Annotated in this window: 18 protein-coding genes; 2 read left to right on the top strand and 16 right to left on the bottom strand. The window is 59.8% G+C overall.

All coding sequences use genetic code 11. From position 1 onward, the window contains the following. Nucleotides 1-108: 108 nt before the first annotated feature. Nucleotides 109-339, top strand: coding sequence for a zinc ribbon domain-containing protein (locus tag NOM67_RS05575; RefSeq protein ID WP_255935150.1), 231 nt, complete (start codon nt 109-111; stop codon nt 337-339). A 360-nt stretch (nt 340-699) separates the two neighbouring features. Here the strand turns inward: NOM67_RS05575 and mltF are convergent, their stop codons facing one another. Next, a complete protein-coding gene (gene mltF, locus NOM67_RS05570; protein WP_041207429.1) occupies nt 700-2,184 on the bottom strand; it encodes a membrane-bound lytic murein transglycosylase MltF in 1,485 nt (494 codons plus the stop codon). 148 nt (nt 2,185-2,332) lie between these two features. Between mltF and purL the strand changes: the two genes are divergently transcribed. Beyond that, nucleotides 2,333-6,238, top strand: coding sequence for a phosphoribosylformylglycinamidine synthase (gene purL, locus NOM67_RS05565; protein ID WP_255934486.1), 3,906 nt, complete (start codon nt 2,333-2,335; stop codon nt 6,236-6,238). A gap of 228 nt (nt 6,239-6,466) precedes the next feature. On the opposite strand, the gene nuoN is transcribed toward purL, so the two are convergent. From nuoN to NOM67_RS05490, 15 genes are all read right to left on the bottom strand, one after another. Then, on the bottom strand, nt 6,467-7,930 hold the full coding sequence (nuoN, locus tag NOM67_RS05560; protein ID WP_255934484.1) for an NADH-quinone oxidoreductase subunit NuoN: 1,464 nt from the start codon (nt 7,928-7,930) through the stop codon (nt 6,467-6,469). Further along, nucleotides 7,927-9,471 carry an NADH-quinone oxidoreductase subunit M gene (gene nuoM, locus NOM67_RS05555; RefSeq protein WP_255934482.1) on the bottom strand — a complete coding sequence of 515 codons (1,545 nt, stop codon included), beginning with the start codon at nt 9,469-9,471 and terminating at the stop codon, nt 7,927-7,929. The genes nuoN and nuoM overlap by 4 nt, the downstream gene beginning before the upstream one ends. A 99-nt stretch (nt 9,472-9,570) precedes the next feature. Further along, the gene (gene nuoL / locus NOM67_RS05550) at nt 9,571-11,418 is read right to left on the bottom strand and encodes an NADH-quinone oxidoreductase subunit L (RefSeq protein WP_124241258.1); all 1,848 of its coding nucleotides are present in this window, start codon (nt 11,416-11,418) and stop codon (nt 9,571-9,573) included. Beyond that, complete coding sequence (gene nuoK, locus NOM67_RS05545; protein WP_033114519.1) at nt 11,415-11,723, bottom strand: NADH-quinone oxidoreductase subunit NuoK; 309 nt, start codon at nt 11,721-11,723, stop codon at nt 11,415-11,417. Before nuoK ends, nuoL begins: the two co-directional genes overlap by 4 nt. After that, entirely contained in the window at nt 11,720-12,271 is a 552-nt protein-coding gene (gene nuoJ / locus NOM67_RS05540) for an NADH-quinone oxidoreductase subunit J (protein WP_033114520.1), read from the bottom strand. Before nuoJ ends, nuoK begins: the two co-directional genes overlap by 4 nt. A 10-nt stretch (nt 12,272-12,281) precedes the next feature. Beyond that, nucleotides 12,282-12,824 (bottom strand): NADH-quinone oxidoreductase subunit NuoI, encoded by a 543-nt coding sequence (gene nuoI / locus NOM67_RS05535; RefSeq protein WP_033114521.1) that lies wholly within the window; start codon nt 12,822-12,824, stop codon nt 12,282-12,284. Nucleotides 12,825-12,832: 8 nt separating this feature from the next. Next, nucleotides 12,833-13,801, bottom strand: coding sequence for an NADH-quinone oxidoreductase subunit NuoH (nuoH, locus tag NOM67_RS05530; RefSeq protein ID WP_033114522.1), 969 nt, complete (start codon nt 13,799-13,801; stop codon nt 12,833-12,835). Further along, the gene (nuoG, locus tag NOM67_RS05525; protein ID WP_255934477.1) at nt 13,798-16,521 is read right to left on the bottom strand and encodes an NADH-quinone oxidoreductase subunit NuoG; all 2,724 of its coding nucleotides are present in this window, start codon (nt 16,519-16,521) and stop codon (nt 13,798-13,800) included. Before nuoG ends, nuoH begins: the two co-directional genes overlap by 4 nt. 56 nt (nt 16,522-16,577) lie before the next feature. Further along, nucleotides 16,578-17,963 (bottom strand): NADH-quinone oxidoreductase subunit NuoF, encoded by a 1,386-nt coding sequence (gene nuoF / locus NOM67_RS05520; protein ID WP_042033539.1) that lies wholly within the window; start codon nt 17,961-17,963, stop codon nt 16,578-16,580. Further along, the gene (gene nuoE, locus NOM67_RS05515) at nt 17,960-18,502 is read right to left on the bottom strand and encodes an NADH-quinone oxidoreductase subunit NuoE (protein ID WP_071910629.1); all 543 of its coding nucleotides are present in this window, start codon (nt 18,500-18,502) and stop codon (nt 17,960-17,962) included. The genes nuoF and nuoE overlap by 4 nt, the downstream gene beginning before the upstream one ends. A gap of 90 nt (nt 18,503-18,592) precedes the next feature. Then, complete coding sequence (gene nuoC / locus NOM67_RS05510) at nt 18,593-20,398, bottom strand: NADH-quinone oxidoreductase subunit C/D (RefSeq protein ID WP_043851480.1); 1,806 nt, start codon at nt 20,396-20,398, stop codon at nt 18,593-18,595. 2 nt (nt 20,399-20,400) lie between these two features. Continuing rightward, a complete protein-coding gene (locus NOM67_RS05505) occupies nt 20,401-21,075 on the bottom strand; it encodes an NADH-quinone oxidoreductase subunit B family protein (RefSeq protein WP_033114527.1) in 675 nt (224 codons plus the stop codon). 29 nt (nt 21,076-21,104) lie between these two features. Continuing rightward, nucleotides 21,105-21,509 carry an NADH-quinone oxidoreductase subunit A gene (locus NOM67_RS05500; RefSeq protein ID WP_033114528.1) on the bottom strand — a complete coding sequence of 135 codons (405 nt, stop codon included), beginning with the start codon at nt 21,507-21,509 and terminating at the stop codon, nt 21,105-21,107. A gap of 363 nt (nt 21,510-21,872) precedes the next feature. Next, nucleotides 21,873-22,751 carry a flagellar motor protein MotB gene (locus tag NOM67_RS05495; protein ID WP_033114529.1) on the bottom strand — a complete coding sequence of 293 codons (879 nt, stop codon included), beginning with the start codon at nt 22,749-22,751 and terminating at the stop codon, nt 21,873-21,875. After that, nucleotides 22,726-23,484, bottom strand: coding sequence for a flagellar motor protein (locus NOM67_RS05490; protein ID WP_033114530.1), 759 nt, complete (start codon nt 23,482-23,484; stop codon nt 22,726-22,728). The genes NOM67_RS05495 and NOM67_RS05490 overlap by 26 nt, the downstream gene beginning before the upstream one ends. Nucleotides 23,485-23,550: the final 66 nt, after the last annotated feature.

Raw genomic sequence — 23,550 nt, 5'->3', positions numbered from 1 at the left:
TCACCGGCAGCCGCTTTGTTATCCTCGCCATGGTAAGGTGAGGATCAAGGGGAGGGGGATCTGCCATGGAGCCAGACCATGGCAGATCCACTTTTCGAGGAGTTGATTATGGAAGCCCTGCTTTGTCCATCCTGCCAGAGTGAATTGGATACCCGCTGCAAGGAGCAAACTTGCGGTAACTGCAAAGCCATTGTGCGGGTCACCGCACTCTGCCCCACCTGCCATCAGGAGCTGGAGTGCCTCAAGGCGTGTGGTGCGGTCGATTACTTCTGCAATCACTGCAACTCGCTGGTCTCCAAACGCTCGGTGCAATTTAGCGCCGACATCCAGCAAGCCTGAAAAAACCAGAGTATAAAAAACCCGGCTAATGCCGGGTTTATGCTGTGTGCTCTGCGATAAGCAGGGTATAGGATCGATTTCTGCGCCACAGGTTGCGCTTGATGTCATTAAGCTTGAGTTTGCGTCTGGGGCTCCAGCTGCACTTTGCTTTTCTGACCAGACTGATTTTTCTACGTTTTTGCATCTTGGTCTCCTCCCAACTTAGGTGGCCATCCGGGCCTTGGGTCATTGATGGAGCCCATCCGAAATTGCTGTTATTTAATCTCTCAACATAATGAAAACAATGCGATTTCGGATAGGCTCCGATGTGATTCGATGGTAACAGAGAAGTTTGCGTGAAAACAGCCGAATAATAATTTGTTAGCGCATGGTGATCTGATTGACCACCTCGGCGATGACGGTGGGGCGCTCTGCCAGCTCAGGTTCGCTGGCGTTGTCGATGTTTTCGCGCTGTTGCGCTCGTTGCTTCTCGTTGTCGAGCCAGAGCAGGCTCTGGTAATACTGGCGCACGTTGTTGACGTAGTTGCGCGCCTCGCCGCCACGGGCATAGCCGTAGCGCACCTTGCGATGCCAGCGCGCCTGCTGCAGCAGCGGCAGCACCTCTTTCACGTCGCCCCAGGCATCCGGGTTCTTGCCCAGATCCTTGGTGAGGCGACGGGCATCCATCATGTGGCCGTAACCAATGTTGTAGGCGGTGAGGGCAAACCACACCTTCTCGTCATCAGGCACCGAGTCGGGCACCTTCTCCATCATCTGCTGCAGATAGAGGGCTCCGCCCTTGATGCTCTCTTCCGGATGGAGCCGGTCATTGACCCCCATCGCCTTGGCGGTGGGCTCGGTCAGCATCATCATGCCGCGCACACCGGTGTAAGAGCGGGCCTGCGGATCCCAGTGGGATTCCTGATAGCTGATGGCGGCCAGCAGTCGCCAGTCGATGTTCTTGGCATGGTTCTGGAACAGCGACTGGTACTTGGGCAGCAGGCTCTTGGCCCGCTGCAGGAAGGTGCGGGTATCGACGAAATCGAAGTTCTGCACGTGGCCGAAGTACTTCTCGTCGAGTTTGGCAATGGCACCATCCATGAAGCGCTGGCCGAAAAAGTCGATGACGCTGGCATAGAGGCTGTCGTCGGGAAGCTTGCTCATGGCCCAGGCGACGGTCTGCTTCTGGGCCAGGGTCAGCCCCTCGGTGAGCTCCGGGTAGTAGCGCTGACTGCGGGCCAGCACAGTATCCTGCACCACCGTGTAGTCAATCTTGCCTTCGACGACCTGTCTCAGCAGATCTTCCAGATCGGCGCTGTTGCTGACGCTCCAGTTGAGGTCAGGATTGGTCTTGCTGAGCTCTTTGAGCAGATCTTCACCGGTCGAACCGGCCGCCACCACCAGCTTGCCCTTGATATCATCGAGAGAGTCCGGCTTTGGTTTGCCGTTGCGATAAACCAGTTTGGGGGAAACCTGATAGAAGCCCGGTCCGAAGCGAAACAGCTGGCGCCGCTCCGGGGTGACCATGATGGCGGCCGCAGCCAGATCGAGTTTGCCTTTCTTTAGCAGGTTTACCAGTTCATCCGAACTGTTAACCGGCACTATGGTGAGTTTGACCCCCAGCCAGTCGGCATAGTTTTTCGCCAGCTCGTAATCGAACCCCTGGGCGGTGTCGTCACGCTGGTAATAGGAGGTGGGGCCGTAGATGGTGCCAACCCGGATCTCGCCCCGTTGGCGGATCTGCTCCAGCTGGCTGGAGGGGGTGTAGAAGTCACAACCGACCAGGGTCAGCAGCAACGTCAGACCGATAAATAGTCGAAAAATGCAGCGCAAGTAGGTGAGTACCTTTGTTGAAAAAATCGGCATTTGTCAAAAAAGAAGCACCTTTATACCAGAGAGTGTGCGCCGAGTCACACTACACAAAACGAGAAAAACGTTTGTCCGCTGTGAGCCAGCTCCCTATAATACGCGCGTCTCAATTCCCCCCACTTCAAAACTTGGTGAGAAAGGTCATATGGATATCTTGCGTGGTGCCCCTGCACTGTCTGAGTTTCGTGTCCAAAAACTGCTGCAGCGATTTGCGCAGATGAAACAGGAGAGAGGAGTAGAGATAGAGGATGTCTATGCCGAATACGTGCACTTTGCCGAGCTTTCGAGCCCGCTGTCGCCCCCGGAGCGAGCGACCTTGGGCCAGCTTCTGCGCTACGGCCCGACTATCCCCGAACACACCCCCAGCGGTCAGCTGTTTCTCGTTACCCCCCGCCCCGGCACTATCTCCCCCTGGTCTTCCAAAGCAACTGACATCGCCCACAACTGCGGCCTGAACAAGGTCAAGCGGCTGGAGCGCGGCATTGCCTATTACGTGCAGGCCAAGGGTGAGCTGAGCGCCGCCCAGCGCGCCGATGTGGCGGCCGTGCTGCACGATCGCATGATGGATACGGTGTTTGCCGACATGGAAGCGGCGAGCGCCCTGTTTGCTCACCACGAACCTCGTCCCTTCACCCAGGTGGATGTGCTGGGCGGTGGTCGCGCAGCCCTGGCCGAAGCCAACGTGGCGCTCGGTCTGGCGCTGGCCGACGACGAAATCGACTATCTGGTGGAGAACTTCACCAGGCTGGGTCGCAACCCCAACGACATCGAGCTCTACATGTTCGCCCAGGCGAACTCCGAGCACTGCCGTCACAAGATCTTCAATGCCGACTGGACCATCGATGGCGAACAGCAGCCCAAGTCGCTGTTCAAGATGATCAAGAACACCTTCGAGCAGACGCCGGATCATGTCCTTTCTGCCTATAAAGACAACGCCGCCGTGATGGAAGGGAGCCAGGGTGGCCGCTTCTTCCCGAGCCCGGCCAGCGGCGAGTACCAGTATCATCAGGAGCAAGTCGACATCCTGATGAAGGTAGAGACCCACAACCACCCGACTGCCATCTCCCCGTTCCCGGGGGCGGCCACCGGCTCAGGCGGCGAGATCCGCGACGAGGGGGCAACCGGTCGCGGTGCCAAGCCCAAGGCGGGTCTGGTCGGTTTCTCCGTCTCCAACCTGCGCATCCCTGGCTTTGAGCAGCCATGGGAGCAGGATTTCGGCAAGCCGAGCCGCATCGTCAGCGCGTTTGACATCATGCAGGAGGGGCCGCTCGGCGGCGCCGCCTTCAACAACGAATTCGGCCGTCCAGCCATTCTTGGTTATTTCCGTACCTTCGAAGAGGAGGTGCCGAGCCACAACGGCGTCGAGGTGCGTGGCTACCACAAACCCATCATGCTGGCGGGCGGCATCGGCAATATCCGCTCCGAGCATGTCCAGAAAGGGGAGATCCCGGTCGGGGCGGCCCTCATCGTGCTGGGTGGCCCGGCAATGAACATCGGTCTGGGCGGCGGCGCGGCTTCCTCCATGGCTTCCGGCCAGTCGGCCGAAGATCTCGACTTTGCCTCGGTGCAGCGTGATAACCCCGAGATGGAGCGCCGGTGTCAGGAGGTGATTGACCGCTGCTGGCAGCTGGGGGACGACAACCCCATCGTCTTCATTCACGACGTGGGCGCAGGTGGCCTCTCCAACGCCATGCCGGAGCTGGTGAGCGACGGCGATCGCGGCGGTCGCTTCGACCTGCGCACTATCCCGAACGACGAGCCGGGCATGAGCCCGCTCGAGATCTGGTGCAACGAATCCCAGGAGCGTTACGTGCTGGCGGTGGCCAGGGAGAAGCTGCCGCTGTTCAAGGCGCTGTGCGAGCGCGAGCGCGCACCCTATGCCGTCATCGGTACTGCCACCGAAGAGAAGCACCTGACGCTCTCCGATCAGCATTTTGACAACCACCCCATCGATTTGCCGCTGGATGTGCTGCTGGGCAAGACCCCCAAGATGCATCGCGATGTTGCAAGCCTGCCTGCCCAAGGCAAAGCGCTCCAACTCGATGGCATCACCCTCGGCGAGGCGGCCGAGCGGGTGCTGCGTCTACCGACCGTGGCGGAGAAGTCCTTCCTTATCACCATCGGCGATCGCAGCGTGACCGGTCTGGTCAATCGCGACCAGATGGTTGGCCCCTGGCAGGTCCCGGTTGCCGATTGTGCCGTCACCGCTGCCACCTACGACAGCTACCACGGTGAAGCCATGTCGATGGGCGAGCGCACCCCGGTGGCGCTGCTCTCCCACGCTGCTTCTGCTCGCATGGCTGTAGCGGAAGCACTCACCAACCTGGCACCGGCTCACATCGGTTCCCTCAAGCGGGTCAAGCTCTCCGCCAACTGGATGGCCGCCGCCGGTCACCCGGGCGAAGATGCCGGCCTCTATGAGGCGGTCAAGGCGGTGGGCGAGGAGCTCTGCCCGGCCCTTGGCATCACCATCCCGGTGGGCAAGGACTCCATGTCCATGAAGACTCGCTGGCAGCAGGATGGCAAGGAGCGCAGCGTCACCTCGCCGCTCTCCCTGCTCATCTCGGCGTTTGCCCGGGTGGAGGATGTGCGCAACACCGTCACGCCGCAGCTGCGTACCGATCTCGGTGAGACCGACCTTATCCTCATCGACCTTGGCAATGGCAAGCAGCGCCTCGGTGCCTCCGCTCTGGCACAGGTCTATCGCCAGCTGGGTGACAAGGCGCCGGATCTCGACAATCCGGTCCAGCTCAAAGGCTTCTTCAACGCCATTCAGGCACTGGTAGCTGATTGCAAACTGATCGCCTATCACGACCGCTCTGACGGCGGCCTGTTCGTCACTCTGGTGGAGATGGCCTTCGCCGGTCACTGTGGTCTCGACATCCAGCTCGATCGCATCGGCGGCGAGCTGCTGCCTGCGCTGTTTAACGAGGAGCTGGGCGCCGTCATTCAGGTGCGCCGTGAAGATAAAGAGGCGGTGATGACCCTGCTGGCCGGTCACGGTCTGGCGGCTTGCTCTCACGTGCTCGGCACGGTGCGCGAGGGGGATCTCATCACCCTGCAACGGGCCGGTCAGGAGGTCTATCGCGCCAGCCGCACTGCTCTGCGTACCATCTGGGGCGAGACCAGCTGGCAGATGCAGCGTCTGCGCGATAACCCCGAGTGCGCGGATCAGGAGCATGCTGCTCGTCAGGACGCCACCGATCCGGGCCTGCAGGCCAAGCTCAGCTTCAATCCAGCCGAAGATGTGGCAGCACCTTACATTGTCCGTGGGGTCTCCCCCCGTCTGGCGGTGCTGCGCGAGCAGGGGGTCAACTCCCACGTGGAGATGGCGGCGGCGTTTGACCGCGCCGGCTTTGCGGCGGTGGACGTCCATATGAGCGACATCCTCTCCGGTCGCATCAAGCTGGAGGAGTTCCAGACCCTGGTGGCCTGTGGTGGCTTCTCCTACGGCGATGTGCTGGGGGCGGGCGAAGGCTGGGCCAAGTCCATCCTGTTCAACGACAACGCTCGTGAGCAGTTCCAGCGCTTCTTCGAGCGTGGCGATACCTTGTCGCTGGGCGTGTGTAACGGTTGTCAGATGATGTCCAACCTGCGGGATCTCATCCCGGGCGCCGCTCTGTGGCCGCGCTTCGTGCGCAACCGCTCCGAGCGCTTCGAGGCTCGCTTCAGTCTGGTGCAGGTACAGGAGTCACCGTCGGCATTCTTCGCCGGCATGGCGGGCTCGGTGATGCCGATTGCCGTCTCCCACGGGGAAGGGCGTGTCGAGGTGCGCGATGCCGCCCATCTGGTAGCGCTGCAACAGAGCGGTCTGGTAGGGCTGCGCTTTGTCGACAACCGCGGCAGCGTGACCGAGCAGTACCCGGCCAACCCGAACGGCTCGCCGGACGGCATCACCGCAGTGACTACTACCGACGGTCGCGCCACCATCATGATGCCGCATCCGGAGCGGGTGTTCCGCACCGTGGCCAACTCCTGGCACCCTGACAACTGGGGTGAGGACGGTGCTTGGATGCGGATGTTCCGCAACGCCCGGGTTCGTCTGGGTTAATAGAGATGGCGCTAACGCGTAACAACAGAAACCGGCCAATTGGCCGGTTTTTTTATGGAGCAACTGAGTGGGTTAGGCAAGCGAGGTGGCCAGTCAGCCAATGGCTTTGTCGCAGCGTATGTTGATGAGGGAGAGAGTTGATCCATGCTCTGCAAATGGGTTCGGGGGAAAGGATGAGGATAAAAAAACCGGCAGCCAAGGCTGCCGGTTTTGATTTGGAGAAGGGGATTATTGCAGAACTACGTTCTGGAAACCCTGTACCAGCGAGATGACCGGTTGTGGGTAGAGGCCGAGCAATACCACCAGAGCGGCCGAGAGCAGCACGACTACACCACCGGAGGAGAGCGCCCAGTTGGCGCTGGCATCGCGTTGCTGCATGCCCGGCTCGCGCAGATAGAGGGTCACCATCACTCGGAGGTAGTAGTAGAGACCCAACGCACTGCCCAGGATGATGGCGGCGGAGAGCCACCAGAGCTGGGCCTCGACAGTCACACCGATGAGGTAGAACTTGCCGATGAAGCCGAGCGTCATCGGGATACCGGCCAGAGAGAGCATCATCACGGTCAGTACGGCGGTCAGGTAGGGACGCTTCCAGAACAGGCCGCGATAGCTGTGCAGAGAGTCCACATCCTTGCCGCGATAGGGGCTAGACATCATGCTGACGACGCCAAAGGCGCCAAGGCTGGTGAACAGATACATCAGCAGGTAGACCCCGGCCGCTTCCACCGGCATCTGGCCGATACGGCTCGCCACGATCACCGCCAGCAGATAGCCAAAGTGGGAGATGGAGGAGTAGCCCAGCATCCGCTTGATGTTGCTTTGTACCAGTGCCAGCAGGTTGCCGATGAGGATGGAGATGAACGCCATGGCGGCCAGCAACCAGTGGATCATGGGATCGGCAGCAGCCGGTACGGCCAGATAGAAGCGCAGCAGTACGGCAAACACGGCGACCTTGCTGACGGTGGCGAGGAAGGTGGCGACCGGTGCCGGTGCACCTTCATAGACATCCGGCGTCCAGAGGTGGAAGGGGGCCAGCGAGAGCTTGAAGGCAAAACCGACCAGCATCAGACCGAGGCCACCCATCAGCAGCGGATGGTGAGCCGGGCTCTGGGCCATGGTCACCCCGAGGGCATCAAAGCTCAGGCTGCCAGCCTGGGCATAGAGCAGCGCCATACCAAACAGCAGGAAGGCGGTGGCGGCGGCAGAGAGCACCATGTACTTCACCGCGGCTTCCAGCGAGTGGCGCTCGCGGTAGGCGTACCCGACCAGACCGAACATCGGCAGGGTCAGCATCTCGATCCCGATAAAGAGGGAGGCGAGGTGGCGGGAGCAGGCCAGCACCAGACCACCGGCAGTGGCAATCAGCAGCAGCAGGAAGAACTCTTCCCGGTTATCCGGGTAGGCTTTCAGCCACGACTGGCCGAAGGTACAGGTTGCCAGCGCACCAATCAGCACCAATCCCATGTAGAAGACGGCATAGCCATCGACTTGCAGCAGCGGGGTGACCCCCTGATCTCCTTGCGCCATCACGATGGGCAGGGAGAAGAGCGCCAGATTGAGACCAATGATGGTGACGGTAAAGGCGGTAGTGACACAGCGGAGCCACGCGATGGCCAGCATCAGGGCCGCCATGGCCCCGGTGGTCAGCAGCAGGGGAAGCAGTGCCAGCAGTTGGGAAGCGGAGAAAGTCATTGCAGAGCTCCAGCAGTTGGCAGCAGATACCAGTGCAGCACGTTGATGAGGCTGCTGCTGGCGGTATCAATCACGGGTTGGGGATAGAGGCCAAGCAGAACCAGCAGGCCCGCAATCACCATCATCATGGTCAGTTCGCGGCGATCCAGTCCTTTCAGGATGCTCTCGTCCTTGGCCGGGCCAAAGCAGGCGCGCTGCAGCATGATGAGGGAGTAGACCGAGGCCAGCACCAGACCGAAGGTAGCGACCGCAGTGATCACCGGGGCGACCTGGAAGCTGCCGATCAGGATCAGGAACTCGCCGACGAAGTTGCCGGTGCCCGGCATGCCCAGAGAGGCGACCGAGAAGAAGAGCATCACACCCGGCAGATAGCGCAGGCGTCCCCACAGACCACCCATCTGGCGCAGGTCGCGGGTGTGCAGGCGCTCGTAGAGCTGACCGCAGAGGATGAAGAGGCCGGCGGCGGAGAGACCGTGGGCGATCATCTGCACCACAGCACCCTGCAGGGCCACTTCGCTACCCGAGTAGATGGCGATCATCACAAAACCCATGTGGGAGATGCTGGTGTAGGCCACCAGCCGTTTAATGTCGGTCTGGGCAAAGGCCACGATGGCGCCATACACGATGCCGACAAGACCCAGCACCATGGCGTAGGGAGCAAATTCGGCGGAGGCCTCCGGGAAGAGGGGCAGGGCAAAGCGCAGCAGACCATAGGCCGCGGTTTTCAGCAAAATACCGGCCAGGTCCACCGAGCCTGCTGTCGGCGCCTGACTATGGGCATCCGGCAGCCAGCCGTGCAGCGGCACCAGTGGCATCTTGACCGCGAAGGCGATGAAGAAGCCCAGCATCAGCAGCCACTGTACACTCTTGCTCATCGGGGTATTGAGCAGATCCAGATAGTTGAAGGTGAATACACCGGTAGCATGCTGGTGGGTCAGCACCAGCCCGATGATGGCCACCAGCATGATAAGGCCACTCACCTGGGTGTAGATGAAGAACTTGGTCGCCGCGTTGATCCGTGATTTGCCGTCAGTGACCGAATGGCCCCAGAGTGCAATCAGGAAGTACATGGGAACCAGCATCATCTCCCAGAAGAAGAAGAAGAGGAACAGGTCCAGCGCCATAAAAACGCCGAGCACGCCACCCAGGATCCAGAGCAGGTTGAGGTGGAAGAAGCCGATGCGTTGCACGATCTCTTTCCACGAACAGAGGATGGCCAGTACCCCGATAAAGCAGGTGAGGATGACCATCAGCAGTGACAAACCATCCACTGCCAGATGCAGGGAGATGCCGAAGCGGGGGATCCAGGGCAGACGCCATTCGGCAGCCCATGGGGAAGCGGCACCAGTGACGCCGGCGCTATCGAGGCCGGTGGTGGCAAGAGAGAAATCACCACTTAGCCAGATGGCACAGGAGAGCAGCAGGCTGGCGCTCATGGAGAGGAGGGCAACCCAGCGGACAAACTGCCCGCCGAGACGCTCCATCTGCCAGCAGAGCAAGCCGCCGATGAAAGGAATTAACAAGATCCAGAGTAAGGTCACGGTATCAGCTCTCGTTCAAGTTCATATGAGATTGCACGCCCTGTTCCATCAAGGTCGGCAAACAGCCCGGCTGTACGATTTTCGTGTTGTTCATCGCGTTTACCCCAGTAGCAGCAGTGCCAGCACCAGTGCGGCACCGATCCCCATGGAAGCGGCATACCAGCGCAACTTGCCGGTGACTGTCCAGGCCAGCAGCTGGTTGCCACGCAGGGCGAACCAGGCGGGCAGGCCCATCATCCAGTCCAGCGGATCCTGTCCGACCAGACGGGTAGCCAGCAGATAGGGCTTGACCCACAGCTGGTCGTAGAGCCAGTCAAAGCCCCAGGCGTTGAACCAGAGGGTGCTGAGCAGACGGCCGGGCGCGCTGTTGGCAATGGATGTGGCCAGACGGCGCTCACCAAGGAAGAGGAACGCGGCCAGCGCGATCCCTGCAATGGCGATGATGCCGGAGGTTATCTCCAGTGCATGACGACCCTCTTCGATATGATCACCCGGGCCTGCGGGCAGCACACCTGCCAGTGGCGGGGTGATAAGAGCCCCGATGCCGGTGGAGAGCACCAGCAGAACCAAGAGCGGCAGATGGTGAGCCAGGCCGTGACCTGCGTGGGCTTTGGTCTGCTCTTTGCCATGGAAGGCGATAAAGATCAGTCGGAAGGTGTAGAGGGAGGTGAGGAATGCCCCTACCAGACCGGCCCACAGCAGAGCGCTTTGGCCAGAGGCTTCCACTTGCCACAGGATGGCGTCCTTACTGTAGAAACCGGAGGTGACCAGCGGCAGCGCGGCCAGTGCCGAACCACCTACCAGGAAGCAGGCATAGACCAGCGGCAGACTCTTGCGCAGGCCACCCATCTTGAAGATGTTCTGCTCGTGATGGGTCGCGACGATAACGGCACCGGCGGAGAGGAACAGCAGCGCCTTGAAGAAGGCGTGGGTCATCAGGTGGAAGATGGCCCCTTCCCATGCACCGACACCGAGCGCCAGGAACATGTAGCCAATCTGGCTCATGGTGGAGTAGGCAAGGATCCGCTTGATATCGGTCTGTACCAGCGCGGCAAAACCGGCCAGCACCAGGGTGATGGCGCCAACCAGCCCGACCAGATGGAGGATCTCCGGTGCCAGCAGGAACAGGCCGTGGGTACGGGCAATCAGGTAGACACCGGCGGTCACCATGGTGGCCGCGTGGATCAGCGCGGAGACCGGCGTCGGGCCTGCCATCGCATCTGCCAGCCAGGTTTGCAGCGGCAGCTGGGCCGATTTACCGACCGCACCGCCCAGCAGCATCAGGCAGGCGAGTGACAGGGCAGGGGAGCCTTCGGCAAACATGGTCGGCGCACGAACCAGCAGCTCGTGAATATTGAGAGTGCCCAGTTCGCGATAAAGGATAAACAGGCCGATGGCGAGGAACACGTCACCCACACGGGTCACGATGAAGGCCTTGAGGGCCGCCGCGCCATTGTTGCGATCCTTGTAGTAGAAGCCGATCAGCAGGTAGCTGCACAGCCCCACCCCTTCCCAGCCGAGGTAGACAAACAGCAGGTCATCGGCCAGTACCAGAAACAGCATGCTGGCGATAAAGAGGTTGGTGTAGGTGAAGAAGCGGGAGTAGCCCTCTTCACCGCGCATGTACCAGGAGGCGAACAGGTGGATGAAGAAGCCCACCCCGGTCACTACGCCCAGCATGGTCAGCGACAGGCCATCGAGCGCCAGGCTGAAGGTGGGGGTGAAGTGGCCTACCGCCATCCACTGCCACAGGTGCTGGATATAGACGCCACCCTCGGGCGGGTTGGCCAGAAAGTCCATGCCGACCCAGAGTGTGGTAAGCGCCGAGAGACCAATGGAACCCACCCCGATCAGCGCCGAGGTGCGCTCCCCCAGACGGCCGAGGGAGAAGGCCAATACCAGCCACCCCAGCAGCGGAAATAGAAAAGTCAGATATAAGAGGCTCATCCGTGCATCTCGCTCACAGTATCCACGTTAAGGGTGTGGTAACGACGATAGAGCAGCAGTAACAGGGCAAGGCCGATACTGGCCTCCGCTGCTGCCAGAGAAATCACCAGTATGTACATGATCTGGCCATCGGCCTGAGCCCAGCGGCTACCCGCAACCACAAATGCCAGTGCCGACGCATTCATCATGATTTCGATGCTCATCAGGATGTAGAGCAGGTTGCGACGGATCAGCAGGCCGCATAACCCGATGCAGAAGAGCACCGCGGCCAGCAGGAGGCCGTGCTCCATGGGGATTCCATTCATTGCTGACCTCCTTCATGTGACGGACGTGATTGATTGCGGGGGACGGAGAGCACTTCGCCGCTCTTGTCTTCCCGGCCCAGATGGTATGCGGTCACCAGACCCGCCAGCAGCAGGATGGAGGCAAGCTCCACTGCCAGCACATAGGGGCCAAAGAGTTCGACACCCACCTGTTTGGCGGTGACGTCGGTCACCCCGAGCAGGCCGCCGGTCACCCCGAGGATACCATGGGCCAGGAAGCCCAGCAGGATCAGCGAGAGCAGGGCTGGCCCCACCCAGGTCATGGGGGTGAGCCAGTTTTTCTCCTGCGCCTGTGCTGAACCCAGGTTCAGCATCATCACCACGAACACGAACAGCACCATGATGGCGCCTGCGTAGACGATCACCTGCAGGGCGCCGGCAAAGGCGGCACCCAGGCAGAAGAAGATCATGGCCACGGCGATGAGGGAGATGATGAGATTGAGCAGCGCATGCATGGGATTGCTGGTGCTGATCACCCGCAGCGTGCTGTAAATGGCCACCAGGGCCGAGGCATAAAATGCCAGTTCCATGATTGACTCCTCAGGGCAGCAGGCTCTTGACATCGATGGGTTTGGCTTCGTTTTCGGCTTCCCCTTTCGGTTTGCCGTCGATGGCCATCCCGCTCATGCGATAGAAGTTGTAGTCCGGGTATTTGCCTGGCCCGCTGATCAGCAGGTCTTCCTTCTCGTACACCAGATCCTGGCGGCGATACTCGCCCATTTCGAAATCCGGCGTCAGCTGGATAGCGGTGGTGGGGCAAGCCTCTTCGCACAAGCCGCAGAAGATGCAGCGGGAGAAGTTGATGCGAAAGAATTCCGGGTACCAGCGACCATCTTCCCGCTCGGATTTCTGCAGCGAGATACAGCCGACCGGGCAGGCGACCGCGCAGAGGTTGCAGGCCACGCAGCGCTCGTCACCGTCCGGATCGCGAGTCAGCACGATACGGCCGCGGTAGCGGGGCGGCACATAGACCGCCTCTTCCGGATAGTTCAGGGTTTCACGAGGCCGCCAGGCATGGGAGAAGACCATGGCCAGACTGCGTAACTGGGTGCCAACACCCTGGATAATGCTAAAAATTTTCATCTCGTGCCTCACTGCACATTCATCAGCACTACTGCCGCGGTGACCAGCATATTCAGCAGGGTCAGCGGCAAGCAGACTTTCCAGCCAAACGCCATCACCTGGTCAAAGCGCGGGCGAGGCAGGGAGGCCCGCAGCAGAATGAAGAACACCATGAAGCAGGCGGTCTTCAGAGCAAACCAGATGAAGGGGGGCAACCAGGGACCATGCCAGCCACCAAAGAAGAGGGTCACGATGAGCGAGGAGATCAGCACGATGCCGATATATTCGCCCACGAAGAAGAGACCCCATTTCATCCCCGCATACTCGATGTGATAGCCATCGGCGAGTTCCTGCTCGGCTTCCGGCTGGTCAAACGGGTGACGGTGGGTGACGGCCACACCGGCAAACAGGAAGGTGACAAAGCCAAGGATCTGCGGGACCACGTTCCACAGACCAGCCTGAGCCTCGACGATGTCGCGCAGGTTGAAGCTGCCGGTCTGGATCACCACTCCCATCAGGGAGAGGCCGAGGAACACCTCGTAGGAGAGGGTCTGGGCCGAGGCGCGCAGACTACCCAGCAGGGAGTATTTGTTGTTGCTCGACCAGCCGGCGAACAGCACCGCATAGACCGCCAGCCCCGCTATGGCCAGGATGTAAAGCAGACCCACGTTGAGATCCGCCACGCCCCAGGTCGGGCTGATCGGCACCACCGCAAACGCCAGAATAAAGGCGGTGAAGGCGATGATGGGAGCTAGGATGAAGATCCGCCGATCGGCGAACGGCGGGATCCAGTCCTCCTTGAAGAACATCTTGACCATGTCGGCCGCCAGCTGCAGCAGGCCGAACGGGCCAACCCGGTTGGGGCCGTAGCGATCCTGCCACAGCGCCAGCAGGCGGCGTTCGATGAAGCTCATGAAGGCGCCAGCCCCCACGATCCCCACCAGCACGAGCAGTGCCTTGCCGACCTCCAGCAACAGATCAATCAGCGAGTCGCTCATGCAATGACCTCCTGCAGGTTATTGATATATGCCTGTTGCAGCGCAGTTGGCAGGCCGTTGACGCCAAGGGGCAGACCGACCAGACCGGCCGCCAGCTGCTCGCTCAGACGCAGACGCAGTTGCCAGTGGCTGCCACCCCAGGAGAAGGAGACCTGATTGCCTGCATGCAGGGCCAGACGCTGCGCATCGGCCGGATTCAGCACCAGCTCGGGCCCGTTCATCCGGGTCTGGATGATCGGGCTGCGGGCGGAGAGCTCCTCGCCACCAAACAACTGGACATAGTTGACCACTTGCAGCGCATCCTCTGCCTTGAAGGGGGAGGGGATGGTAGTAAACCAGCCAAGGGTATCTTCGCTTGCTTCCAGCAGACGGCGACCCGGATCACCGGCGCGCAGTTTGCCACCCACCTCATCCTGGAACTTGTTCCAGGCTGAAGGAGAGTTCCAGCCCGGTGCCCAGGCGAACGGTACTTGCGGCAGCGGTTGACGGGCCCCGGCATACCCTTCCATGGAGAAGTTGAAGGGGGAGTCCGGATCCTGAGCTACCCGTGGTTCGCTGACGTTCTGGTTGGCCAGCATGGAGGTGCGGCCACTGTAGCGGTGCGGTTCACGAGCCAGACGCATGCCGCGGATGCGCAAGCCTGCGTTGGGGGCTGCTTCAAGCATCGTGGCCAGCAGTGGATTGCTGGTGGCGCAGTCATGGTTGATCTGGTCGAAGTTCTGCCAGCGCAGAGATGTGTGCTCAAGAGCTCCTTGCAGCGCCGCCAGCCAGCGCCACCCTTCACGCACCTGAATATCGGCGTTGTAGAAGGCTGGGGCATAGACCTGGAAGAAGCGCTGGGCGCGACCTTCCATGTTCACCAGGGTGCCATCGGCTTCGGCAAAGCTGGCGGCCGGCAGGATCAGATCTGCCTTTTGTGCAGTCTGTGTATCCTGATGATCGATGACCAGCAGGTGCTGCAGGCGTGCCAGCACTGCATCCACTCGGTTGCGCGGAGCACGGCGATAAAGATCGTTCTCCAACGTCACCAGAGCCAGCTTTTCTTGCGCTTCGATGCGCTCGAAAGCAGCTTCCAGCGGCTTGCCACCCAGCATGGCCAGACCGAGCGAGTTGGCCTCCTGGGCAACCAGCGCGATGCTGGCTTCCAGACCACGCCCTTTCAGGGCTCGAGCAATGTTGCTGGCTGCTTCAACCAGCGCCACGCTGCGTGCGCTGGAGCCGGCGATGATGAGCGGTTTTTTGGCATTGCCCAGCAGTTCGGCCCAGCGTGCAGCCTGAGCCTGCTGCTCGGCAGAGAGGTCGGTGATAGCTGGTGCCGCATTGTCGAGCAGGTTGGCGATGGCAAAGCCAAGGCGCGCCTGATCGGCGTAGGGCGCTTGCAGTTTGTCGGCAGCTACATCATCGAGACGGGTGTTGTCGAGACTGGTGATGAGCAGCGGATAGCGCTCGTTCTGGCCCAGAGTCTGCACCGCGGCAACCTGCCACAGGTCGACCTTCATTTTGCGAGCTAGCTCGCGAGCCTTGCCCTTGACGGCTTGACGCAGGGCCAGCGCAATTCGAGCTGCGCTCATGGTGACATCTTCGCCGAGTACCAGAATGGCATCGGCCTCTTCCATGTCGCGCAGGCTTGGTGTTGATACGCCGCCATGCTGCAAAATCTGCAGGATCTTCTGCTGGCATTCCCACTCGGCCTGCTCCATGCCGCAATAGAAGTTCTCTTCACCCACCAGTTCGCGCAGCGCGAAGTTGCTCTCCAGCGACGCGCGGGGCGAACCGATACCGATCACTCCGCTGGCGGTGCGCAGGGCATCGGCGGCGCGGTTGAGGGCTCCATCGACCGTGATGGCCAGCTTGTCGTTACCTTCACGCAGCAGCGGTTGGCGCGGGCGGTCGGCCAGGTTGACATAGCCATAGCCAAAGCGGCCGCGATCGCAGAGGAAGTAGTGGTTGAGGCTGCCGTGGAAGCGGTTTTCGATACGGCGCAGTTCGCCATAACGTTCGCCCGGGCTGATGTTGCAGCCCACGGAACATTGCTGGCAGACGCTCGGGGCAAACTGCATGTCCCATTTGCGGTTGTAGCGCTCGGAGTGAGTCTTGTCGGTGAAAACCCCGGTAGGGCAGACTTCCACCAGGTTGCCGGAGAATTCGCTCTCCAGAGTGCCATCCTCAACCCGTCCGAAATAGACGTTGTCGTGGGCACCGTAGACGCCAAGATCCTCGCCACCGGCATAATCCTTGTAGTAACGGACGCAGCGGTAGCAGGCGATGCAGCGGTTCATCTCGTGACTGATGAAGGGGCCGAGATCCTGATTCTGGTGGGTGCGCTTGGTGAAGCGGTAGCGACGGCTGTTGTGGCCGGTCATCACCGTCATATCCTGCAGGTGGCAGGCACCACCCTCTTCACACACCGGACAGTCGTGGGGGTGGTTGGTCATCAGCCACTCCACCACGCTCTTGCGAAACTCCTTGGCCTCTTCATCTTCGATGGCGATATAGGTGCCATCGGTGGCCGGTGTCATGCAGGACATCACCAGACGGCCACGCTTGTCATCGGCATTTTGATACTGTTTGACCGCGCACTGGCGGCAGGCTCCCACGCTACCAAGCGCCGGGTGCCAGCAAAAATAGGGGACGTCCAGACCGAGGGACAGACAGGCTTGCAGCAGGTTATCTGCCCCGTCTACCTCGTACTCTTTACCGTCTACATGAATGGTCGCCATACAACTTCCCTGAAACCTGTTTTGTGAATTCGGCTATTGTCTGATGCGCTTGGCGTTTACCAGCGTTCACCCAAGAGATTGGGCTGGATCCCTTTGACCGGCTTGCGGTTATCGCCGCTGCCCTTGATCCCCGCTTCGAATTCGGAGCGGAAATACTTGATCGCGCTGGCAAGCGGTTCGACGGCGCCCGGAGCATGGGCGCAGAAGGTTTTACCCGGGCCCAGGAAATTGCAGAGCTGCTCCAGCGTAGCCAGATCGCCGGATTGCCCCTCGCCACGTTCCAGCGCGCGCAGCAGCTTGACGCTCCAGGGCAGGCCATCGCGACAGGGCGTACACCAGCCACATGACTCGCGGGCGAAGAACTCCTCCATGTTGCGCAGCAGGGAGACCATGCTGATGGAGTCATCCACCGCCATGGCGAGACCGGTTCCCATCCGGGTGCCGACCTTGCCGATACCCGCGGTGTACATCTGGGCATCGAGGTGCTCAGGCAGCAAGAAACCGGTTCCCGCGCCGCCCGGTTGCCAGGCTTTCAGGCGATAGCCGCTCTTCATGCCGCCGGCATAGTTTTCAAACAGCTCGCGGGCGGTGATGCCAAACGGCAGCTCCCACACCCCGGGGTTGTTTACCTTGCCGGAGAAGCCCATCAGCTTGGTTCCATGGTCTTCAGAGCCCGGCAGGGCCAGCCCGTGATACCAGGCCACCCCGTTGCCGATAATGGCGGGCACGTTGCAGAGAGTCTCGACGTTGTTGACGCAGGTGGGTTTACCCCAGACGCCGGAAACGGCGGGAAAGGGGGGCTTGGCGCGCGGGTTGGCACGTCGCCCTTCCAGCGAGTTGATCAGTGCCGTCTCTTCGCCACAGATGTAGCGACCGGCGCCAGTGTGAACAAACAGCTCGAAATCAAAACCCGAGCCCAGAATATTTTTGCCAAGCAAACCGGCGGCTTTTGCCTCCTCTACCGCACGACGCAGGTTGATGGCGGCATCGACATACTCGCCGCGCAGGAAGATATAACCGCGATAGGCTTTCAGCGCCCGGGCCGAGATGATCATCCCTTCGATCAGCAGGTGGGGCAGTTGCTCCATCAGCAGACGGTCTTTCCAGGTGTTGGGCTCCATCTCGTCGGCGTTGCAGAGCAGGTAACGGATGTTCATGCTCTCGTCTTTGGGCATCAGCCCCCATTTCACGCCTGTGGGGAAGCCCGCGCCGCCACGCCCCTTGAGACCGGCATCCTTGACGGTGCTGACGATCTCGTCCGGACTCATCTGGCCGAGCGCTTTGCGCACCGCTTCATAACCCTGCTTGGCCTGATACTCCTCCAGCCATACCGGCTGGCCGTCGTCACGCAGCCGCCAGGTGAGCGGATGGGTCTCGGCCGCACGCGGGGTGCGGTTGGCGGTGCCAAAGGAGGTGAGGATCTTGCTCTGCTGCAGGCTCATGGGTATGCCTCCAGGGTTTTCAGCAAGGTAACGGGGTCGAGCCCGCCATAGGTGTCGTCATCGATCATGATGGCCGGCCCCTTGTCGCAGTTGCCAAGGCAGCAGACCGGCAACAGGGTGAAGCGGCCATCGGCTGTGGTCTGGCCGGGAGCGAGGTTCATCACCTCCTTGAGGCCAGCCAGCAGCTCTTCGTGACCGTTGATGTAGCAGACCATGCTGTCGCAAACGCGGATGACATGGCGCCCTACCGGCTGACGGAAGATCTGGCTATAGAAGGTGGCAACCCCCTCCACGTCGCTGGCGGGAATGCCAAGTTCGGTGGCAATCGCTGAAATGGCGCCGTCAGGCACCCAGCCACGGGCCTGCTGCACTATCTTGAGCGCTTCGATGCTGGCAGCACGGGGATCTTCGTAATGGTGTTTCTCATGCTCGATGGCGTCGCGTTCAGCCTGACTCAGGACAAAGTCGTCCCGTTTGCTGCTGCAAGCCCCTTGCCCCTGCGGGGTCTGATTATTGTGACACTGACATTGCTGGCTCATGACTTGACCTTTTGTGGCTTGTCCTTTTACTGCGAGTCCTGTTGTCTCGTCATTGCGGGTCACTCGCCTTGGCGAGCAACCCGTGATGAGTTAACGGTCCACATCCGACATAACGAAATCGATACTGCCCAGATAGACGATGAGATCCGACACCATGCTGCCTTTGATCACCGAGGGGATCTGTTGCAGGTGAGCAAAGCTCGGGGTGCGGATCCGGGTCCGGTAGCTCATGGTTGAGCCATCGCTGGTCAGGTAGTAACTGTTGACCCCCTTGGTCGCCTCAATCATCTGGAACGACTCGGCTGCCGGCATGACCGGGCCCCAAGACACTTGCAGGAAGTGGTTGATCAGGGTCTCGATGTGCTGCAGCGTGCGCTCTTTGGGCGGTGGAGTGGTCAGCGGGTGATCCGCCTTGAACGGGCCCTCCGGCATGTTCTTCATGCACTGCTCAATGATGGAGAGGCTTTGGCGGATCTCCTCGATGCGAACGGTGGCGCGATCATACGCATCGCCGTTGCTGCCGACCGGTACTTCGAAGTCGAACTGATCGTAACCGGAGTAGGGACGCCACTTGCGCACGTCGAAGTTGAGGCCGGTGGCGCGCAAGCCTGCACCTGTAGTGCCCCAGGCTAGTGCCTGTTCGGTGGTGTAGGCGGAGACCCCGATAGTACGACCACGCAGAATGCTGTTGCGCATCGCGGCTTTCTCGTAGTCCATCAGCCGCTTGGGCAGCCAGCTCAGCAGGTTGTCCTGGATCAGACGTTGCCATCCGTTGGGCAGGTCGTGGGCAACACCGCCGATGCGGAACCAGGCCGGATGCATTCGGGCGCCGGTGATCGCTTCGATGATGGTGTAGATCTTCTGGCGGTCGGTAAAGGTGAAGAAGACCGGGGTCATGGCCCCCACGTCCTGAATATAGGTACCGAGGAACAACAGGTGGCTCTGGATACGGAACAGCTCCGCCATCATCACCCGGATCATGTCGACCCGCTGGGGCACCTTGATACCGGCCAGCTTCTCGACCGCCAGCACGTAGGGAAGGTTGTTCATCACCCCGCCCAGATACTCGACCCGGTCAGTATAGGGAATGTAGCTGTGCCAGGACTGACGCTCGCCCATCTTCTCGGCACCGCGATGGTGGTAACCGATATCGGGCACACAGTTACGGATCTCCTCGCCATCGAGTTGCAGTACCAGACGGAAGGCGCCGTGAGCCGAGGGGTGGTTGGGACCGAGGTTGAGGAACATGTAGTCCTCGTTCTCGTTACCACGTGCCAGACCCCACTCTTCCGGTTTGAACAGCAGGTTCTCCTGCTCCATGTCCTGCTTGGCCGCATCGAGCATGAAGGGATCAAATTCGGTGGCGCGCGCGGGATAATCCTTGCGCAGCGGGTGCCCCTGCCAGCTCTTGGGCATCATGATACGGGTCAGGTGGGGGTGACCATCAAAGGTGATACCCAGCAGATCCCACACTTCCCGTTCATACCAGTTGGCATTGGGGAAGTGGCCGGTGACGGTCGGCAGGTGCAGATCGCTTTCGGCAAGCGGCACCTTCAGCATCACATCGGCGTTACGGTCGATGGAGATGAGGTGATAGAAAACAGTGAAGTCGCTTTGCGGCAGACCTTCACGGTGGGTGCGCAGCCGTTCGTCAGTCGCACTCAGATCGAAGAGCATCACGAACGGGGAGGGCACCTTGCGCAGAAAGTTCATGACATCGAGCAGCAGCTCCCGGGCAAGCCAGACGACAGGCACGCCGGTACGGGTAGTCTGCACGGTGAAATGCTGCGCCCCGAAATGGGCGAATAGTTCGCCAATGACCTTGGCATCCTTATGATCGGTGGGTTGCCACTGGGCCATTGCATAATTGCTGGGAAAATCGCGAGTCAGTTTCATGGTCAGATCTCATCCGGCGTGCGCAGGTTGGTCACATCGATCCTCTCGCCGCGCTTGCGGTCCTTCTCGGCCGGCATCTCGGGACGGTAGATCCCCTGATCGCCAACCACCCAGGAGAGGGGGCGACGCTCCTTGCCGATAGAGTCTTGCAGCAGCATCAGGGCTTGCAAAAAGGCTTCGGGACGGGGCGGGCAACCCGGAATGTAAACATCGACCGGCAGGAACTTGTCGACGCCCTGAACCACTGAGTAGATGTCGTACATACCGCCGGAGTTGGCACAGGCACCCATCGAGATCACCCATTTGGGCTCGAGCAACTGCTCATAGAGACGCTGGATGACGGGGGCCATCTTGATGAACGGAGTTCCGGCAATCACCATGAAATCGGCCTGACGGGGAGAGGCTCGGATAACTTCGGCCCCGAAGCGGGCCACATCGTGGGGTGAGGTGAAGGCGGTACACATCTCCACGTAGCAGCAGGAGATACCGAAGTTGTAGGGCCACAGGGAGTTCTTGCGACCCCAGTTGACGGCATTTTGCAACACCTCCTCGACCCGTCCCATCAGGATGCCGCGCTCGGCTTGCTGCATCAGAGGGTCATCGACGGTTTGGCTCTGCTCCTGGGGATAGCGTTCAACCGGTGCATCCGGGTCTATCCGGGTAAGGGTGTACTTCATGGTGCAACCTCAAGGAAAGGGTCTGTGATTCAGTCACTGTTTTTGTTGTTCAGCTGCGGTTTGCGCGGCGACCACTCCAGCGCACCGATGCGCCAGAGGTAGACCAGACCGATCAACAGCAGACCGATGAAAATGGTGGCTTCAATGAAACCGACCCAGCCGCTTTCGCGAACGGAAACTGACCAGGCGAACAGATAGAGTGCCTCGACATCGAAGATGACGAAGAACATGGCGACCAGATAGAACTTGGCGGAAAAACGCAGCCGGGCACTGCCGACCGAGTCAACGCCCGATTCGAAGGGTTTGTTTTTGGTGCGGCCATGAGCACGGCCACCCAGCACGGCCGCAAGGCCGATCATCCCCAGGCAGAGGCAAATAGCTGCAATGACGTAAATGGCAAAAGCCCAATGTTGAACAGCAATATCAGCAAACATAGAGGTTTTCCCTAACCGAATTAATCATGCGGTGTAACAATGATGTCACGCATTATGACACTTTAGTACTGATTTACATGTCATTTTTATGGATTAATTATTAATCGGTTAAGTGGAAATTAAATTTTGTTACGGAGCTCAATTTTATTGAGAAAAATGTATGTAATTGACGCTGGTCAGATCAGATGGCATGTCTGAAATTTGAGCTTTAGAAGGTTGATTATTATCCAGCGACAAGTGGCTGCATTTCTGTCTGGAATAGCCATTTCGAATAAGTGGCTATATGTCTGTGCTTTTTGAAAGGGGTTACCCGCCGCCCTGTGTTAAGTCAGGGCGGTGGTTTTATGCGGAGGGGGTTATCACTCAGGGTTTGAGCAGGGGAAGAGCCTGTTCGGCGGCTTTACCTTGAGAGAGGGTGATCTCGACCCGGCGGTTGGCTTGCCGATGATCTGCGGTGTCATTGGCATAGCGTGGCTGGGTATCAGCTACGCCCTGGGCAATAACCCGCTTGGCATCCAGTTTGGGATTGCCAAGCAGTGTCTGCACTATCGCGGAGGCGCGCAGTACTGACAGTTCCCAGTTGTTGCGGTAGAGCTCTACCGGAGCCTGTGAATCATCGGTGTGACCAGTGACGACTATGGCCCCCGGAATATCGGCAAGAATGCCCGATATCTTGTTGACCAGCGGTACAAACTGGGGCTGCAGAAATGCCGAGTCGGCCGGGAAGAGCGCCTTCTCACCGATGCGGATCACCAGCTGACTGCCAAGCTGCTCGACTTCCAGATCCTTGGATTCAATCTGTGCCTTGAGTTGCTGCTCAAGTTTCTTCTTGGTGACCTGAACCCACTCCTGCTCTTTGGTCTTGTGTGGCCAAGATTCGGTGGCACTCGGCTTCTCCGAGGCACCTATGGTCTCGTTGAACGGGTCAGATGCCGCCATCGGAGCATCCTTCTCCAGCACCGTCTCTTTCTTCGGGCTGCTCGGTGTGGTTTTGGATTCCGGCTCGAGGATGCCTGTCCCCCCCTGCATGACAGGTGAACCTGCAGGAGGGGAGACCAGACCAATTTTACCCAGCGACTCGATAAAGCCCTGGATCAGCACCCGGGTCTCGGATTGTTTGGCCATCGCAAAGGAGTAGAGCACCACGAACAGGGCAAATAGCAGAGTCATGAAGTCGGCATAGGAGACCAGCCAGCGTTCGTGGTTCTCTGGTGCTTCAGCCTTTTTCTTTTTGGCCACCATGACCTCCCAGATAGGGTTCGAGGGTTACTTGCAGTCTTGCTTGAGACTCGCCATCCACGATGCAGAGAATACCGGTGAGGGTCATCTCCTTGTAGTGGCGGATCTGGTGAGCAAACGCCTTGTAGCGGTTACCAAATGGTAAAAAGATGAGGTTGGCGGCTGATACCCCGTAGATGGTTGCGATAAAGGCTACCGCGATGGCACCACCGAGTTTGTCCGGAGCATCCAGCAAGCCCATTGCGTGGATGAGGCCGAATACCGCACCCACGATCCCCATGGTCGGGCAGTAGCCCCCCATGGCTTCATAGAATTTGACGGTTTGCTCGAGATCTTCCTGTTCAAATTCGATCTCGTTTTCCAGCACCTCATGGATCTTGGTCTTCTCGTAGCCATCGACCATCATCTGTACCCCTTTTTTCAAAAAGGGATCCTTAATCTCTTCAATCATCCCCTCAAGCGCCAGCATGCCGCTGCGCCGGGCATTGCCTGCCAGCGTTTCGAGCAGCTGGGCCTGTTCCAGCATGTCGAGTTTGAGGGGCGCAAGCAGCCATTTGAACCGTTTCAGGCTGTTACCTACTACGGAGAAGGGAAACTGGGTCAGTGCGGCGCCGATGGTACCGCCGATTACGATAAGAAAGGCGGGCAGGTCAAGTAGCGCACTGGGATGGCCGCCCTCGATCATGTTACCGCCCAAGATGGCGATCAACGCCAGCACCAAGCCGATTAAGCTCATTTTTTACACATCCCTGAATGTTGATAATGGCTAGTTTAGCTATTTAAGTATCAGTTTTTCAAAATG

It is taken from the genome of Aeromonas sp. SG16 (assembly GCF_024436135.1).
GTDB lineage: Bacteria > Pseudomonadota > Gammaproteobacteria > Enterobacterales > Aeromonadaceae > Aeromonas > Aeromonas jandaei.
The sequence above is the reverse complement of the archived record's forward strand: the minus strand, read 5'-3'. Positions and strand labels throughout refer to the sequence as shown.

What these genes read in the sequence shown, in the direction of transcription:
- nuoI (WP_033114521.1), bottom strand. Translation starts at nt 12,824, where the DNA reads ATGAAAATTTTTAGCATTATCCAGGGTGTTGGCACCCAGTTACGCAGT.
- nuoC (WP_043851480.1), bottom strand. Translation starts at nt 20,398, where the DNA reads ATGAAACTGACTCGCGATTTTCCCAGCAATTATGCAATGGCCCAGTGG.
- nuoF (WP_042033539.1), bottom strand. Translation starts at nt 17,963, where the DNA reads ATGAGCCTGCAGCAGAGCAAGATCCTCACCTCCTTTGGCACCGCCAAC.
- nuoL (WP_124241258.1), bottom strand. Translation starts at nt 11,418, where the DNA reads ATGAGCCTCTTATATCTGACTTTTCTATTTCCGCTGCTGGGGTGGCTG.
- NOM67_RS05505 (WP_033114527.1), bottom strand. Translation starts at nt 21,075, where the DNA reads ATGAAGTACACCCTTACCCGGATAGACCCGGATGCACCGGTTGAACGC.
- nuoH (WP_033114522.1), bottom strand. Translation starts at nt 13,801, where the DNA reads ATGAGCGACTCGCTGATTGATCTGTTGCTGGAGGTCGGCAAGGCACTG.
- NOM67_RS05500 (WP_033114528.1), bottom strand. Translation starts at nt 21,509, where the DNA reads ATGTTTGCTGATATTGCTGTTCAACATTGGGCTTTTGCCATTTACGTC.
- mltF (WP_041207429.1), bottom strand. Translation starts at nt 2,184, where the DNA reads ATGCCGATTTTTTCAACAAAGGTACTCACCTACTTGCGCTGCATTTTT.
- NOM67_RS05495 (WP_033114529.1), bottom strand. Translation starts at nt 22,751, where the DNA reads ATGGTGGCCAAAAAGAAAAAGGCTGAAGCACCAGAGAACCACGAACGC.
- NOM67_RS05575 (WP_255935150.1), top strand. Translation starts at nt 109, where the DNA reads ATGGAAGCCCTGCTTTGTCCATCCTGCCAGAGTGAATTGGATACCCGC.
- nuoK (WP_033114519.1), bottom strand. Translation starts at nt 11,723, where the DNA reads ATGAATGGAATCCCCATGGAGCACGGCCTCCTGCTGGCCGCGGTGCTC.
- nuoN (WP_255934484.1), bottom strand. Translation starts at nt 7,930, where the DNA reads ATGACTTTCTCCGCTTCCCAACTGCTGGCACTGCTTCCCCTGCTGCTG.
- nuoG (WP_255934477.1), bottom strand. Translation starts at nt 16,521, where the DNA reads ATGGCGACCATTCATGTAGACGGTAAAGAGTACGAGGTAGACGGGGCA.
- nuoE (WP_071910629.1), bottom strand. Translation starts at nt 18,502, where the DNA reads ATGAGCCAGCAATGTCAGTGTCACAATAATCAGACCCCGCAGGGGCAA.
- NOM67_RS05490 (WP_033114530.1), bottom strand. Translation starts at nt 23,484, where the DNA reads ATGAGCTTAATCGGCTTGGTGCTGGCGTTGATCGCCATCTTGGGCGGT.
- nuoJ (WP_033114520.1), bottom strand. Translation starts at nt 12,271, where the DNA reads ATGGAACTGGCATTTTATGCCTCGGCCCTGGTGGCCATTTACAGCACG.
- purL (WP_255934486.1), top strand. Translation starts at nt 2,333, where the DNA reads ATGGATATCTTGCGTGGTGCCCCTGCACTGTCTGAGTTTCGTGTCCAA.